The sequence below is a fragment of the Vulgatibacter sp. genome (assembly GCF_041687135.1).
Taxonomy (GTDB): domain Bacteria; phylum Myxococcota; class Myxococcia; order Myxococcales; family Vulgatibacteraceae; genus JAWLCN01.
Window position 1 is genome coordinate 7,501 of sequence record NZ_JAWLCN010000018.1, and the last position, 15,577, is coordinate 23,077.

Annotated in this window: 8 protein-coding genes and 1 pseudogene (1 of these 9 cut by a window edge); 6 read left to right on the plus strand and 3 right to left on the minus strand. The window is 69.5% G+C overall.

Translation table 11 applies throughout. The features are described 5' to 3' along the window. Positions 1 to 1,395: the final stretch of a DNA-directed RNA polymerase subunit beta gene (gene rpoB / locus ACESMR_RS23540; protein ID WP_373049580.1), read on the plus strand. 2,838 nt of this gene lie to the left of the window's left edge; the window shows 1,395 of its 4,233 coding nt (coding positions 2,839–4,233); its start codon lies beyond the left edge, outside the window; it ends in the stop codon at positions 1,393 to 1,395. 108 nt (positions 1,396 to 1,503) lie between these two features. Continuing rightward, positions 1,504 to 5,643 (plus strand): DNA-directed RNA polymerase subunit beta', encoded by a 4,140-nt coding sequence (rpoC, locus tag ACESMR_RS23545; RefSeq protein ID WP_373049581.1) that lies wholly within the window; start codon positions 1,504 to 1,506, stop codon positions 5,641 to 5,643. A 101-nt stretch (positions 5,644 to 5,744) separates the two neighbouring features. On the opposite strand, the gene ACESMR_RS23550 is transcribed toward rpoC, so the two are convergent. Then, positions 5,745 to 6,710 (minus strand): Dickkopf N-terminal cysteine-rich domain-containing protein, encoded by a 966-nt coding sequence (locus tag ACESMR_RS23550; RefSeq protein ID WP_373049582.1) that lies wholly within the window; start codon positions 6,708 to 6,710, stop codon positions 5,745 to 5,747. Positions 6,711 to 6,803: 93 nt separating this feature from the next. On the opposite strand from ACESMR_RS23550, the pseudogene ACESMR_RS23555 reads away from it, so the two are divergent. After that, positions 6,804 to 7,022, plus strand: a pseudogene (locus ACESMR_RS23555) (ABC transporter substrate-binding protein); the annotation flags it as partial. Between the two features lie 196 nt (positions 7,023 to 7,218). Here ACESMR_RS23555 and ACESMR_RS23560 read toward each other — a convergent pair. Together ACESMR_RS23560 and ACESMR_RS23565 are read right to left on the minus strand one after the other, a co-directional pair. Continuing rightward, positions 7,219 to 8,919 (minus strand): hypothetical protein, encoded by a 1,701-nt coding sequence (locus tag ACESMR_RS23560; RefSeq protein ID WP_373049583.1) that lies wholly within the window; start codon positions 8,917 to 8,919, stop codon positions 7,219 to 7,221. A gap of 153 nt (positions 8,920 to 9,072) precedes the next feature. Next, on the minus strand, positions 9,073 to 10,122 hold the full coding sequence (locus ACESMR_RS23565) for a metallopeptidase family protein (RefSeq protein WP_373049584.1): 1,050 nt from the start codon (positions 10,120 to 10,122) through the stop codon (positions 9,073 to 9,075). A gap of 333 nt (positions 10,123 to 10,455) precedes the next feature. Between ACESMR_RS23565 and ACESMR_RS23570 the strand changes: the two genes are divergently transcribed. The 3 genes from ACESMR_RS23570 to ACESMR_RS23580 all read left to right on the plus strand — a co-directional run bounded on the left by ACESMR_RS23570 (position 10,456) and on the right by ACESMR_RS23580 (position 15,439). Next, positions 10,456 to 10,857 (plus strand): demethoxyubiquinone hydroxylase family protein, encoded by a 402-nt coding sequence (locus ACESMR_RS23570; protein WP_373049585.1) that lies wholly within the window; start codon positions 10,456 to 10,458, stop codon positions 10,855 to 10,857. Between the two features lie 210 nt (positions 10,858 to 11,067). Next, positions 11,068 to 12,690, plus strand: coding sequence for a response regulator (locus ACESMR_RS23575; protein ID WP_373049586.1), 1,623 nt, complete (start codon positions 11,068 to 11,070; stop codon positions 12,688 to 12,690). Positions 12,691 to 12,772: 82 nt separating this feature from the next. Then, positions 12,773 to 15,439 carry a valine--tRNA ligase gene (locus tag ACESMR_RS23580; RefSeq protein ID WP_373049587.1) on the plus strand — a complete coding sequence of 889 codons (2,667 nt, stop codon included), beginning with the start codon at positions 12,773 to 12,775 and terminating at the stop codon, positions 15,437 to 15,439. The last annotated feature ends 138 nt before the right edge of the window (positions 15,440 to 15,577 follow it).

Sequence of the window (15,577 nt, forward strand, 5' to 3'; positions counted from 1 at the left end):
GACAGCTCGCTCCGCGTCCCCCCGGGCGTGGTCGGCACCGTGATCAACGCCAAGGTCTTCTCGCGCAAGGGCGTCGACAAGGACGAGCGCGCCAAGGAGATCGAGGCCGCCGAGGAAGCGAAGCTCCTCAAGGACCAGAACGACGAGATCAAGATCCTGCGCGACTCCGCCTACGCGAAGATCCGCCGGATGCTGTCGGGGAAGACCACCGACGCCAAGCTCGTCGACGACAAGGGCAACACGCTGCTCGAGAAGGGCGAGAAGCTCACCGAGGAGCGGCTCCGCGACATCCCCGTGAAGTACTTCGAGGAGATCGCCGCCGAGGGCGTCGAGCAGTACGTCAAGCAGGTGGTGGCGTCGTTCGAGGAGCAGCGCGAGGTCATCAAGCTGACCTTCGGCGAGAAGATCGCCCGTCTGAAGAAGGGCGACGAGCTCCCGCCGGGCGTGATCAAGATGGTCAAGGTCTACGTGGCCATCAAGCGCAAGATCCAGGTCGGCGACAAGATGGCAGGCCGCCACGGCAACAAGGGCGTGGTCTCGCGGATCCTCCCCGAGGAGGACCTCCCGTACCTCGCCGACGGCACGCCGGTCGACATCGTCCTCAACCCGCTGGGCGTGCCTTCGCGCATGAACATCGGGCAGATCCTCGAGACCCACGTCGGTTGGGCTGCCCGCGGCATGGGCATCAAGCTGGCGGAGCTCGCGGAGAAGATGGGCGCCGACGCCGTTCGCAAGGAGCTCAAGGCGACCTACCCGGGCAAGGAGCTGCACGCCTTCCTGGACGAGGTCGAGGACGCCGAGGTGATCAAGCTCGGCCGTCGCCTGAACAAGGGCATCCACGTGGCCAGCCCCGTCTTCGACGGCGGCCGCGAGGACGAGATCTTCGGGCTCATGGCGCAGGCAGGTCTCTCCGAGACCGGCCAGTCGATCCTCTTCGATGGCCGCACCGGCGAGCCCTTCGATCAGGATGTGACCGTCGGCGTCATGTACATGCTCAAGCTCCACCACCTGGTGGACGAGAAGATCCACGCCCGGAGCATCGGGCCCTACTCGCTCGTCACCCAGCAGCCGCTGGGCGGCAAGGCGCAGTTCGGCGGCCAGCGACTCGGCGAGATGGAAGTCTGGGCGATGGAGGCCTACGGTGCCGCCTACTCGCTGCAGGAGTTCCTCACCGTCAAGTCGGACGACGTGGTGGGCCGTACCCGCATGTACGAGGCGATCGTCAAGGGCGACAACGTTCTCGAGTCGGGCCTGCCCGAGTCGTTCAACGTTCTGATGAAGGAGCTCCAGAGCCTCGCGCTCGACGTGGAGCTCCTGGAGACCGCGCCGGCGGAAGAGGGGGAGCGGGGTGCAGAGCCCCAGCCCGAGCCGAAGAAGGCAGGCGGCATCCTCTAACGCCGAGTGAATTGCCGGGTGGGGATTTCCCACCCGGCCCACGGTTTCGCCCAGCAGGTTTTTCCCGGAGCGCCCGCCCGATGAGGCCGGCGCTCCAGGGGAGGCAACGTGAAGGACATCTTCAATTTCTTCGAGAAGCCGAAGGATCCCCTCTCTTTCTCGGCGATCCGCATCTCGCTCGCTTCGCCCGACAAGATCCGCCAGTGGTCGCACGGTGAGGTGAAGAAGCCCGAGACGATCAACTACCGCACCTTCAAGCCGGAGCGGGACGGGCTCTTCTGCGCCAAGATCTTCGGGCCGGTGAAGGACTACGAGTGCAACTGCGGCAAGTACAAGCGCATGAAGCACCGTGGCGTCGTCTGCGAGAAGTGCGGCGTCGAGGTGATCCAGTCGAAGGTGCGTCGTGAGCGCCTCGGCCACATCACCCTGGCCACGCCCGTGGCCCACATCTGGTTCCTCAAGTCGCTGCCCAGCCGGATCGGCAACATCCTCGACATCACGCTGAAGGACCTGGAGAAGGTCCTCTACTGCGAGTCGTACATCGTCGTCGATCCGAAGAACACGCCGCTCGAGCGCTGCGAGCTCCTCTCCGAGGACCGCTACTCGAAGCTCCGCGAGGAGTACGGCGACGACGCCTTCTCCGCCGGCATGGGCGGCGAGGCGGTCCGCGACCTGCTGATGACCATCGAGGTCGACAAGCTGGCCGTGGAGCTCCGCGAGGACATGAAGGTCGCCACCTCCGACGCGAAGCGGAAGAAGCTCGCCAAGCGTCTGAAGGTGATGGAGGCGTTCCGCGAGTCCGCCAACAAGCCCGAGTGGATGATGATGGAGGTGATCCCGGTGATCCCGCCGGATCTCCGGCCCCTCGTCCCCCTCGACGGCGGCCGCTTCGCGACCTCCGACCTGAACGACCTCTACCGCCGCGTCATCAACCGCAACAACCGCCTGAAGCGGCTGATGGAGCTCAACGCCCCCGACATCATCATCCGCAACGAGAAGCGGATGCTGCAGGAGGCGGTGGACGCGCTCTTCGACAACGGCCGCCGCGGCAAGACCATCACCGGTCCCAACAAGCGCCCGCTCAAGTCCCTGAGCGACATGCTCAAGGGCAAGCAGGGCCGCTTCCGCCAGAACCTCCTCGGCAAGCGCGTCGACTACTCCGGCCGCTCCGTGATCGTGGTGGGCCCGGAGCTCCGGCTCCACCAGTGCGGCCTGCCCAAGGTCATGGCCCTCGAGCTCTTCAAGCCGTTCATCTACAACAAGCTCGAAGAGAAGGGTTACGTCACCACCATCAAGAGCGCGAAGAAGATGGTGGAGAAGGAGCGTCCCGAGGTCTGGGACATCCTGGAAGAGGTGATCAAGGAGCACCCGGTTCTCCTGAACCGGGCGCCGACCCTGCACCGCCTCGGCATCCAGGCCTTCGAGCCCGTGCTCACCGAAGGCAAGGCGATCCGTCTGCACCCGCTCGTCTGCACCGCGTTCAACGCGGACTTCGACGGTGACCAGATGGCCGTCCACGTGCCGCTCTCGATCGAGGCCCAGCTCGAGGCCCGCATCCTGATGATGAGCACGAACAACATCCTCTCGCCCGCGAACGGCAAGCCGATCATCGTGCCGTCGCAGGACATCGTGCTCGGGTGCTACTACATGACCCGCAAGCGCGAGTTCGCCCGGGGCGAGGGCAAGACCTTCGCCTCCGTGGCCGAGGTTCGTGCCGCCTACGATCACGGCGAGGTCGATCTCCAGGCGGAGATCACCTGCCGCATCAACGGCAAGCGGGAGACCACCACCGTCGGTCGCTCGCTCCTCTGCGAGATCATGCCCTCCGCGATCCCCTTCGAGGCCTACAACAAGAGCCTCGGCAAGAAGGAACTCGGTGGCCTGATCGACCTCTGCTACCGCCTCTCCGGGGAGAAGGAGACCGTGCTCCTCGCCGATCGTCTCCGCACGACCGGCTACACCCAGGCGACCCGCGCCGGCATCTCGGTCGGCCTGAAGGACATGCTGATCCCCGAGGCCAAGGCCGTCTTCCTCGAGCGTGCGCAGAAGGAAGTGAAGGAGATCGAGGAGCAGTACCTCGAGGGCCTCATCACCGACGGCGAGCGCTACAACAAGGTCATCGACATCTGGGCGCAGGTCACCGAGGAGGTGGCCGCCGAGATGATGACCAAGATCTCGACCGAGGTGGCGGAGCGGAACGGCGAGGAGCGCAGGCAGCCCTCGTTCAATCCGATCTTCATCATGGCCGACTCCGGCGCCCGTGGTTCTGCCCAGCAGATCCGCCAGCTCGCCGGTATGCGCGGCCTGATGGCCAAGCCCTCGGGCGAGATCATCGAGACCCCGATCACCGCGAACTTCCGCGAGGGTCTCACCGTGCTGCAGTACTTCATCTCCACGCACGGTGCACGCAAGGGTCTGGCCGACACGGCGCTCAAGACCGCGAACTCCGGTTACCTCACCCGCCGTCTGGTGGACGTGGCCCAGGACGCGATCATCAACGAGTACGACTGCGGCACTTTCTCGGGCATCGAGGCCACCGCGCTGGTCGAGGGCGGCGAGATCATCGAGCCGCTCGGCGAGCGCATCCTCGGCCGCGTGGCCCTGGACGACGTGCTCGACCCGGTCACCGGCGAGGTCCTCGTTGCCGCCAACGAGGAGATCGACGAGGCCAACGTCCGCAAGATCGAGAACGCCGGCATCGACAAGGTGAAGATGCGCTCGGTGCTCACCTGCCAGGCCCGCCGTGGCGTGTGCATGGAGTGCTACGGGCGTGACCTCGCCCGCGGCCGCCGCGTCAACTTCGGCGAGGCCGTCGGCGTCATCGCGGCGCAGTCGATCGGCGAGCCGGGTACGCAGCTGACGATGCGCACCTTCCACATCGGTGGTGCGGCGTCCCGTCGTGCGGAGCAGTCGACCATCGAGAACCGCACCGCCGGTACGGTCAAGTACCACAACCTCCACTACGTGACCCGCAACGACGGCTCCATCGTGGCGATGAACCGCAACGGTGAGCTCGCCATCGTGGACGACTCGGGCCGCGAGCGTGAGCGGTACGGCGTGGTCTACGGCGCCAAGCTCCTGGTGAAGGACGGCTCCCGCGTCGAGGCTGCGCAGCTCCTCGCCGAGTGGGATCCCTACGCGGTGCCCATCCTCGCCGAGGTCGGCGGCGTGGTGCGCTTCGGCGACATCGTCGAAGGCGTCACCATGAGCGAGCAGCTCGACGAGGTGACGGGTCTCTCCCGCAAGGTGGTGATCGAGTCGCGCGATGTGAACGCGCGGCCCCGCATCACCATCAAGGACGAGGAGGGCAACACCAGGACCCTCATCAACTCCGAGCAGGAGGCCCGCTACTTCCTGCCGGTGGGCGCCAACATCACCGTCTCCGACGGCGACGTGATCGGCCCCGGCGAGGTCATGGGCCGCATGCCCCGCGAGACCTCGAAGACCAAGGACATCACCGGCGGTCTGCCGCGTGTCGCCGAGCTCTTCGAGGCCCGCAAGCCCAAGGAGTTCGCGGTCGTCGCCGACATCGACGGCGTCGTCTCCTTCGGCAAGGACACCAAGGGCAAGCGCAAGGTGATCGTGACCCCCGAGGTGGGCGGCAAGCTGCAGGCCGACCTCGCCCGCGAGTACCTGATTTCCAAGGGCAAGCACATCAGCGTGCACCAGGGCGATCGGGTCAAGGCAGGCGAGGCGCTCATGGACGGCGCACCGAACCCGCACGACATCCTCCGCGTGCTCGGTGTGAACGCCCTGGCGGCCTTCCTCGTGGACGAGATCCAGGAGGTCTACCGACTGCAGGGCGTGAAGATCAACGACAAGCACATCGAGGTGATCGTGCGGCAGATGCTCCGCCGCATCCGCATCACCGACGTGGGCGACACGAGCTTCCTCATCGACGAGACGGTCGAGAAGTTCGCGTTCGAGGAAGAGAACGAGCGCGTGATGCGCGAGGGTGGCCGTCCCGCACTGGGCGAGCCGCTCCTCCTCGGCATCACCAAGGCCTCGCTCTCCACCGAGTCGTGGATCTCGGCTTCGTCCTTCCAGGAGACCACCAAGGTCCTCACCGAGGCGGCCATCTCCGGCAAGATCGACTACCTGCGCGGTCTCAAGGAGAACATCACCATGGGCCGCCTCATCCCGGCGGGCACCGGTGTCTCCGCCTACAAGCACGTGGACATCGAGGTCGAGACCCCGGTGGACGCGGTGCAGGAAGTGGAGTCGGTCCTCGCCGCTGGCGGCGAATGATCGGAGCGGCGCCTGCCGCTAGCTGCTGAAACGAGAAGGCCGGGCTCCCACTGGGGGCCCGGCCTTCTGCGTATGGGCCGCAGGAGCGGCGCCGGGTGGGGCTACTGCAGCCTGCCGTCGATGCACAGGGACTGCGAGTCGTTGCCCGCCTGGTCCCGGAGGACGACGGCGGTCCCGATGTTTCCGGAGCTGGTCTCCGGAAAGCAGCTGCGGAAGGTGAACTGCTGGAAGTTGCCGCTGGTCCGGCTGGAGGTGCCGAAGGTGGCGAGCTCGGCAGCCGTGGCGGTGATCGTCCGGATCGCCTCGTTCAGGCCGGTGGTCGGCAGGTCGTCGTCCGGGTCGAAGGCGAGGACGGTGAAGGTGCAGGCGAAGGGAGCGGCGCCCGGGAGGCAGACGTTGGGATCCTGCTCGCAGCTGCCGAACTGCTCGGGGAAGAATAGCAGCGGGCCGCTCGCGTCGATGGCGCCGCCGTTCGGCCCGAGGGCGCAGCGGGAGCAGCTGTTGAGATCGCCTCCGCAGGAGACGTCGACGCAGGCGGTCTCGGTGCCGAGGTCCGCGCAGTAGGACACGTCGGCGTAGCAGTCGGCGGTGGTCGTGCAGCTGCCGCCGGCATCGGCGACACAGCTGCCGGCGACGCAGGCCTCGCCCTCCTCACAATCGGCGGAGGAGCTGCAGCCCGACGCGAGGCACATGCCGTCGGCGCAGACCTCGTCGCCGGTGCAGTCCGCGTCGGTCTCGCAGTCGGTCGTCGCAGCCGGTGTGCAGATCGTGACGCCGCCCGTCTCGACCTCCACACAGCTCTCGCCCTGGGCGCACTCTTCGTCGGCGGTGCAGAGCACGGCGCATTCGCCGTCGAGCAGGCAGAGTTCGCCCTCCGCGCAGTCGGCGTCCACCTCGCATTTGGGCGATTCGCCTCCACCGGAGCCGCCACTCCCGCCGGCCGCCCCGGTGCCGCCGACGCCCCCCGCGCCGCCGGCGCCTTCCTCGTCGTTCTCTTCGGTGCCGCAACCCACGCTGCCCACGGCCACGAGCAGCACCAGCACTGCGGCCATCCGGTACCCATGCATCACTTGCCTCCTTGCAGATCGGCGAGACGGTAACACGCGTCATCACAAATCCGTCACGTGCGGATCGGGCGGGGCCGCGGCGATGGTTGCGCCATGTCGATCGGCACGTTGCTCGCACAGGCGCCGCCCCACCCGCGGCGGGTGGTCTGCCTCACCGAGGAGATCACCGAGACGCTCTACCGGATCGGTGCTGGGGATCTGGTGGTCGGGGTCTCCGGCTCCACCGTCCGCCCCAAGGAGGCGCGGCAGAAGCCGAAGGTGAGCTCCTTCCTCGACGCCAATTTCGAGCGGATGGCCCGGCGCAACCCGGATGGCATCGTCGCCAGCTGGTGCGGTCGCAAGGCGCAGCGCGAGCTGATCCGCGGAAGGGCCGGCTGGGCCTCCGTGCGCGCGGTGGCGCTGGGCGAGCAGCTGCCCCAGCGGCGCCCGGGGGAGCTGCGCCAGGCGATCGGAGCGGCCTGCAGGCGGCGCCTGCGGCAAGGGCGCCGGACCGCGGGTCTGCGCGGCGTCACTCGAGGCGCAGCGTTCCCACCGCGACGTCGATGGGCGCCGTCCCGTCCACCACCGCCTCGAGCACCTCGAGGGCGAGGGGGCCCCTGCCGGTGCAGGGGCATTCGATCGCGAAGGAAAGGAGCGGCTCGTCCGCCTCGGCGATCCGCTCCCGCTCTGCCTCGAGCACGAGCGCGCCGTCATCGAGCGATGCGCTGGTGACGAGGGCTGCGCCGCTGGCGAGCGCTTCGGAGCCGGGGAGGTTGGCGAAGCGGGCTGCAGGGGCGAGGGCGAGGCGCAGGTCGATCCGCGAGGCGCCGGGCCCGACGAGATCGAGGACCAGCCGATCGGCGCTGCTCCGCACCGGGTTCTCGACCAGGCGCCACCCTTCCTCCTCGGCGGGATCGTCCCAGCCGAGCGCCGCAGCCGGCGCCACCACGTGCACGGCGGCGGTGGCGAGCCGGCTCTCGTTCGCCAGGCTGGTGGCGGTGACCGTGTAGACCCCCGGCTCGATCGGCGCGGTGTAGAAGCCGCCTTCGCCGATCGTCCCAGCGTCGGCGCTCCACTGCACCCCGGCCTCGGTGGTGCCGCGCACCGTCGCCACGAAGGTGGTGCCGGCGCCGGGCCCGAGCTGGATCCAGCTCGGCTCCACCTCGACCCCCACCTCCCGCACCCGCACCGTCATCGTGCCCTTGCCGTTGGGATCGCCCACCGAGGCGGCGGTGACGTGTACGTCGCCCGGCGCGTGCGGCGCCGTGTACAGCCCCTCGGCAGTCACCTCGCCGCCGCTGGCGCTCCAGGTCACCCGCTGATCGACGGTCCCCTCGAGCACGGCTTCGATCTGCAGGCTGCCGCCCTGGTCGAGCTCGACCCACCACGGCGTGAGGAGGACGGTGACCGCCTGGACGGTGACCGAGGCCGCCGCCGATTTGCGTGGGTTGGTCACGCTGGTCGCCCGGACCGGAAAGGTCCCGGCGAAGAAGGGCGCGGTGTAGAGGCCGTCCTCGCTCACCGATCCCACCTCGGCGCTCCAGGTGACCCTGCCGTCGGTGGTGCCGTCGAGCACCGCCGCCAGCTGCACCGATTCGCCCTGGTCCATCGTCACCGCCCAGGGATCGAGCGAGACCAGCAGCTCCTGCACCACCACCGGTGTGCTCGCGCTCTTCGTCGGGTCGGCCACGCTGGTGGCGGTGACGTCGAAGGTCCCCTCGCGGTGGGGCACCTGGTAGATGCCGTCCGCGGAGATCTCGCCCACCTCGGCGGTCCAGGTCACCGCCGTGTCCCAGGTGCCGGTCACCGTGGCGGCGAAGTCGATGGTGTCGCCCTGCGGCGCCTCGAGCGTCTCCGGCGCCAGGGTGATCGCCACCTCGCCCACCGTCACCTCCGCGGTGGCGCGGCGCCGCGGGTTGGCGACGCTGGTGGCGACCACCGTGAAGGTGCCCGGCGTCCACGGGGCGGTGTAGATCCCCGCCGCGTCGATGCTGCCGCCAGGTGGCCCCTCGAGCACCGACCACTTCACCGCACCGGCGGGATCGCCGTCGACCGCGGCGGCGAAGGCGACCGTGCCGCCGTAGTGGACCGGGATCACCTGCGGCTCGACGGAGACCTGCACGTCGAGCACCTTCTCGTCGCCGGCGTCGGGCTCCTCGACGGTATGGCAGGCGGCGAGCGCCACGCCGAGGAGCAGGGCGGTGAGGTGGAACGGGCGGACGGCGCGCATCGACGGCTCCTGGAGCGGGGCGGCTGCCCCGGAAGCAATCCCGGTCCGGTTCGGTGCGGGTCGAGGAGGAGGGGCCCGGTGGCCCTGCAGGGAGCCGGCGGAAACTGCCCCGGAACATACACGAACCCACCCGATGGGCCATCCCATGGGGCGTTAGTCGAGCCCGCGCTCCGCGAGGTCGTCCTCGTCGAAGCCGAGGAAGTGGCCGACCTCGTGGAGGAGGGTCACGTCGATCTGCTCGATCAGGTCCTCGCGGTCCCTGGCGAAGCGCTCGAGATTGCGCTGGTAGAGCAGGATCGAGCTGGGGAAATGGGCCCAGGGATCCATGCTCGCCTTCTCTGCCAGCGGGCTGCCGCGGAAGAGGCCGAGGACCGTGGGCGAGACGTCGCCGCCGGCGAGATCTCCTTCGGCGGGTACGGGCTCGACCGCGATGGCGACGTTGGAGAGATAGCGGCGCACCGGCTCCGGGAGCCGCGCCAGCGCCTGCTCCACCACCCGGTCGAACTCCTTCTCGCTCAGGGTGATCGGCACCGGGAACTCCTCCGGCGCCAGGGCGCGCGCCCTGCCGAAGTGGAGCTCCGCTGCTGCGGCGTCGCCCCTGCGCTCCGCGAGCAGGCCGAGGTAGTGGTGGGCCCACGGCTCGTCCTCGTCCGCCCCGAGGAGCGCCTCGAACTGCCGGCGGGCCTCGTCGAAAAGGCAGCTCTCGAAGAGGGCGACGCCGCGCTCCACCTGCGCGTCGCGCTCCGGCCCGAGGGCGGCGATGGCAGCATCCGCCCGCTCGAGGGCGAGGCGCGGGTTGCCCAGCTCGTTGAACGCGACCGCCTCGAGGAGGAGGAATTCGCCGGCGAGGCGCTCGTCCCCGGCCTTGCGCGCGACCTTGACCCCGCGCTCGCCGAGGGCGAGGCCCCGTTCCAGCTTCTCGGGCGCCCCGCCGAGGACGCCGATCAGCAGATCGGCAGCGCCGAGCAGCGCGTCCGGATGCTTGCGGTCGAGCTCCAGCGCGCGCTCGTAGCTCCCCAGGGCTTCTTCGAGCCGATCGAGGGCCACCAGCGCAGCAGCCCGCTGCACGTGGGCGGCGGCGCTGCGGGGGGCGGTGCGGACCGCTTCCTCGGCGACCGCGAGGGCGTGCTCGGGCTCGTCGGCCCCGAGGTGCGCCGCGCAGCGCTCGAGGAGGTGGTCGATCTTCGGAGAGCGGAAGAACATCGGCGCAGTATAGGCGGGACAGGCCCGGGATGGGCGGCGCTGCCCGCTCGCCGGCTTCCTGGTCGGCCCGGCCAGCTTTACACCCCATTCGGGCGGCCCTAGATTTCCCGTGGGTCACTAGGTCGGCTCCTTCCTGGCCCCCGCTGCCCGGAGCCCATCCGCGAGGGTGGGCTCCGGGTGGGCGAGCCCCGGCTGAACACTCCGGCGGGACACGGGAAACCGTGATCCCGCTCGTCTTTTGCGCGTTGTTTCCTGGTCCACCCTCCGTGCGATCGCACCCTTGCAGGGTAGGTCGGGCCGCCCATAGCTTGGCCGCCTGCTTCGGAGGAAGGCATGCCCCAGACCGATCCGTTCCACAGCCTCGTTCCCCGGAAGATGACCGACTCGGAGCTCGCCCGGGCCATCCGCCTCGACCTCGAGGCCGAGCTCGACGCGGTGAACCTCTACGCCGCGCACATCGACGCCACCGACAACGAGGACGCCAAGCGGGTGATCCGCCACGTGATGAACGAGGAGAAGGAACACGCGGCGCTCTTCTTCGAATTGCTCAAGCGGCTCGATCCCGAGCAGGCGGAGGAGGCCGCGAAGGCCGACACCAAATACCGGCTCCTCGTCGCCGGCGCCTCCGACGAGGAGGTCGAAGCGGCGGAGGAGGCGGGGGAGGGTGGCGCGGAACCGCCGGAGCCGGCGGTCCACCAGCTCACCGTCGGCGGCCTGCGCCGCCCGCGGGGTTGACCGGGCGCTCTCGAACGACCGGTGCGAGGCGCTTCCACCGGGTCGGCGGAGGTGCGAGGCCAAGTCCGCCGAAAGATTGACTTTCCACGGTCGATGTGGAGACTCTCTGCCCTGAAATCCCGCATGGCTGGGCCGGTGCGCGCTCTCTCGGCGGCGACCCGTCGGGCGGGCCAACCGGAGCACCTCCTGCTCCGGCGGGAGGCGTGATCGATGCCGCGCAAGCTGCTCTTGGCCGACGACTCCGTCACGATCCAGAAGGTCGTCGCCATCGTCTTCGCCCACGAGGACTACCAGGTCACCACCGTGGCGAATGGCGAGGACGCCATCGCCAGGGCGCGCGAGCTCCAGCCGGACATCGTGCTTGCCGACGTGGTGATGCCGGGCCGGGACGGCTACCAGGTGTGCGAGGCGATCAAGGCCGATCCCGCCACGAAGCACATCCCCGTATTGCTCCTCGCCGGCACCTTCGAGCCCTTCGACGAGGCCCGCGCCAGCGCCGCCGGTTTCGACGGCCACATGCCCAAGCCCTTCGAGAGCACCCGGCTCCTCGAGAAGGTGCGGGAGCTGATCGAGGGCAGGCAGGCCGTTCCCGCAGGCCCGGCGAACGTGGTGGCGCAGCAGCCCGCCGTCGCCGCGCCGCCCCGTCCCGCAGCGCCCGCCTTCCCGGTGCCGCCGCAGGCCTTGCGCCAGCCCGCGCCGGCGCCGCTGGCAGCGGCGCCGCGTCCGCCGCCGTCGGTGATCCTGCCGCCGCGCCCTGCAGCACCTGCCGCGCCCTTGCCTCCCCCGCCGGCACCGCTCCGGGCCCAGCCCCCGGCAGCCTTCGCGCCGGCGCCAGCGCCGCGCGCTGCGGCCGCGCCGTCGCCGGCTCCGCGTCCGATCGCCAGCGCGCCGGTGGCGCCGCCGGCTCCGGAGCGGACGCAGACCTTCTTCGACGCGCAGCTTCCCGCTGCGCCGGCGCCCAGGGCCCCGGCTGTCGACGCGTGGGGCATGCCGGCCGACGACCAGTTCGCCGCAGCCTTCGCCGACGCCGGTCGCAAGGCGGATGCGATCGCCGCACCCGTCGCCCCTGCGGTGGACGAGCCGCTGGAGCTGGGGGACGAGGAGATCCTGGTCGACGTCGAGGAGGATTTCGACGTCGCCGACGAGGGAATCGCCGCTGCGCCTCCGGTCGACGACGAGACCCTGGCGGCCCCGGCTGCCAGCCTCGAGGCCACCGCTGCTGGCGCGGACGCCCCGTCGCTCCCGCAGGCTGCGCCGGCCCTCGAGGCCACCGCCGCCGGCGACGACGCGCCGGCCCTCCCGGTGCAGGACGCCCTGCTCGAGAGAACCGCTGCCGGCGACGACGCACCTGCGTTTGCGGTGGCGGCGCCTGCAGTGGAGAGGGCACCGGCTCCTTCCTACGAGTCGAGCGTCGTCGATCCGATCGACGCCTACGCCGACCTGCCGCTCCCTGCCGACGAGCCGATGCCGGTGGAGGCGCTGCTCGCCTCGCCGGTGGACGAGTCCCTCGACGGCGAAGCGGCGGTGGAGGGCGAGGCCCTCGAATCTCCCTTCACCCTGCCGGTGCAGCGGGGCGGCGCCGACGCCGCCGCCTTCCTCGAGGAGGCAGCGGCCCCCAGCGCCTTCCTCGGCGCCACCGCCGCGGCACCGGAAGCGCCCGTTGCAGCAGCCGACGACGGCGGGGAGGCTGCCCTCCGCGCCGCCATCTCCGCCGCCTCCCGCGAGGTGATCGAGCGGATCGCCTGGGAGGTCGTCCCCCAGCTCGCCGAGGTGATCCTCCGCGAGCACGTCGAGCGCCTCGTCCGCGCCCGCGAGGGGCGCGAGCAGGCCTGACCCGCTTTCTCCACTTCTTTCCCCGATCGCGCGGCGAGAGCTCTTGACGGGCCTCGCCGCGTGCTTTTTTCTGCGCCGACCTATGAGCGACACGACCCCCGAGCTGCCCAAGGGCTACGAGCCCACCGACGTCGAATCGAAGTGGTACCGGTTCTGGATGGACCGCGGCTATTTCCACGCCGACGAGAACGCCGACAAGCCGCCCTATTCGATCGTGCTGCCCCCGCCCAACGTGACGGGCTCGCTGCACATGGGCCATGCCCTGACCACCACGATCCAGGACGTGCTGATCCGCTGGAAGCGGATGAGCGGGTTCAACGCGATGTGGCTCCCCGGCACCGACCACGCCGGCATCGCCACGCAGATGGTCGTCGAGCGCGAGCTGAAGAAGACCGAGGGCACGAGCCGCCACGACCTCGGCCGCGAGGCGTTCCTCGAGCGGATCTGGGACTGGAAGGCGAAGTACGGCCACCGGATCAAAGAGCAGGAGATGGCCCTCGGTGCGAGCCTCGACTGGGAACGCGAGCGCTTCACCATGGACGAGGGCGTTTCGAAGGCGGTGCGCGAAGTCTTCGTGCGGCTCTACGAGGAGGGGTTGATCTACCGGGCCAACCGGCTGATCAACTGGTGCCCGAACGACCGCACCGCGCTCTCCGACCTCGAGGTCGATCACGAGGAGAACGCGAAGGGCGAGCTCTTCCAGTTCGCCTACCCGCTCACCGACGGCTCCGGCGAGATCGTGGTGGCCACCACCCGGCCGGAGACGATGCTCGGCGACACCGCCGTCGCCGTGCACCCGGACGACGAGCGCTACCTGGCGGTCATCGGCAAGACGGTCAAGCATCCCTTCAGCGGACGCGAGATCCCGATCATCGCCGACGCGGTCCTCGTCGACCCCGCCTTCGGCACCGGCGCGGTGAAGATCACCCCGGCCCACGATTTCAACGATTTCGAGGTGGGCAAGCGCCACGGCCTCGAGTCGATCAACATCCTCGACGCCGACGCCACGCTCAACGAGGCCGGTGGTCCCTTCGCCGGGATGGATCGCTTCGCCGCCCGCACCGCGGTGAAGGAGAAGCTCGAGGCGCTCGGCCTCACCCGCGGCGAGAAGGAGCACCTCCTCGCCCTCGGCCGCTGCCAGCGCTGCGGCACGGTGGTGGAGCCCTGGCTCTCCCCGCAGTGGTACGTGAAGATCGAGCCGCTCGCCCGGCCCGCGATCGAGGCGGTCGAGAAGGGCGACACGGTCTTCATCCCCGAGCAGTGGACCAATACGTACATGTCCTGGATGCGGAACATCCAGGACTGGTGCATCAGCCGCCAGCTCTGGTGGGGTCACCGCATCCCCGCCTGGTACTGCCCGGACGGCCACGCAACGGTGGCCCGGGAAACGCCGGAAGCCTGCGGCGAATGCGGCAAGAAGGAGCTGCGGCAGGAGGACGACGTCCTCGACACCTGGTTCTCCTCCGGCCTCTGGCCCTTCTCCACGCTGGGCTGGCCCGAGCAGACGAAGGCGCTGCAGACCTTCTATCCGAACGCCGTGATGGAGACCGGCTTCGACATCATCTTCTTCTGGGTCGCCCGGATGATGATGATGGGGCTCCACTTCATGGGCGAGGTGCCCTTCAAGACCGTCTTCCTCCACGCGATGGTGCGGGACGACAAGGGCCAGAAGATGTCGAAGACGAAGGGGAACGTGATCGATCCCCTCGACGTCTCCTCGCAGTACGGTGCCGACGCGCTGCGCTTCACCCTGGCGTCGATGACCGCGCAGGGCCGCGACATCAAGCTCTCCCTCGATCGCGTCGCGGGCTACAAGGCCTTCGCCAACAAGATCTGGAACGCGGCCCGCTTTTCGATGCTCCACATGGGCGCCGTCGACATGTCGAAGCCCCTCGACGAGTCGAAGCTCGCCGATCCGGATCGCTGGATCCTCACCCGTTTCCACCGGGCCGTCGCCGACGTGGTCGCCTCCCTCGAGGCGTTCCGTTTCAACGACGCCACTTCGCGGGTCTACCAGTTCATCTGGCGCGAGCTCTGCGACTGGTACATCGAGCTGGTGAAGCCGCGGCTCTACGAAGGGAGCCCGGAGGAGAAGGCTGCTTCCGCCCGGGTGCTCCGCGACGTCCTCGACGGCTCCTTGCGCCTCCTCCACCCGTTCATGCCCTTCGTCACCGAGGAGATCTGGCAGAAGCTGCCGCGCGATCCCGCCGACCCGGGTTCGATCATGGTGGCGGACTACCCGCGCCCCGATCCGGACCGGATGGAGGATGCGGAGGCCGATCGCTTCGACACGCTGATCGAGATCGTGCAGGCCGTGCGCTCGCTGCGCGTCGACCTCGCAGTTCCCGAAGGGGTGGAGGTCGACCTCTTCTTCGACACCGATCCGGAAGGCGCCAGCTGGCTCGCGGAGCGGGCCGTTTGGCTGAAGCGCCTCGCCAGGGTGACGAGCTTCACCCCGCGCAGCGCCGCAGCGGAATGGCCTGCGAACAGCCCCGCGATCCTCGTCCGCGGCATCGAGATCCGCCTGCCGATCGGCGGTCTCGTCAACGTGGACGAGCTCCGCGCCAAGCTCGAGAAGGACGCGCTGAAGCTCGACCTCGAGGTGGGCAAGATCCGCAAGCGCCTCGACAACCCCGGCTTCGTCGCCAAGGCGCCGCCGGAGGTGGTGGTGAAGGATCGCGCGCAGGCCGACGAGCTCGAGGCCCGTCTCGCCAAGGTGCGCGAGAACCTGGAGCGGATCGGGAGCTGATCGAGCCAAGCGTCTCGTGCCGCACGCCGCCCGCCCGCCGCGCCATCTGGCCCGGCGTGGCGGGCGGTTCCCGTTCCTGTGCACGTGCCTTATGCGGACATCGTGACTTTCTTCTTCGTGCGCGGCGTGTGGGCCGCG

Bases quoted from the DNA above. Each gene is read 5' to 3' on its own strand.
- ACESMR_RS23575 (WP_373049586.1), top strand. From the start codon at position 11,068: ATGCCGCGCAAGCTGCTCTTGGCCGACGACTCCGTCACGATCCAGAAG.
- ACESMR_RS23550 (WP_373049582.1), bottom strand. From the start codon at position 6,710: ATGCATGGGTACCGGATGGCCGCAGTGCTGGTGCTGCTCGTGGCCGTG.
- ACESMR_RS23580 (WP_373049587.1), top strand. From the start codon at position 12,773: ATGAGCGACACGACCCCCGAGCTGCCCAAGGGCTACGAGCCCACCGAC.
- ACESMR_RS23570 (WP_373049585.1), top strand. From the start codon at position 10,456: ATGCCCCAGACCGATCCGTTCCACAGCCTCGTTCCCCGGAAGATGACC.
- ACESMR_RS23560 (WP_373049583.1), bottom strand. From the start codon at position 8,919: ATGCGCGCCGTCCGCCCGTTCCACCTCACCGCCCTGCTCCTCGGCGTG.
- ACESMR_RS23565 (WP_373049584.1), bottom strand. From the start codon at position 10,122: ATGTTCTTCCGCTCTCCGAAGATCGACCACCTCCTCGAGCGCTGCGCG.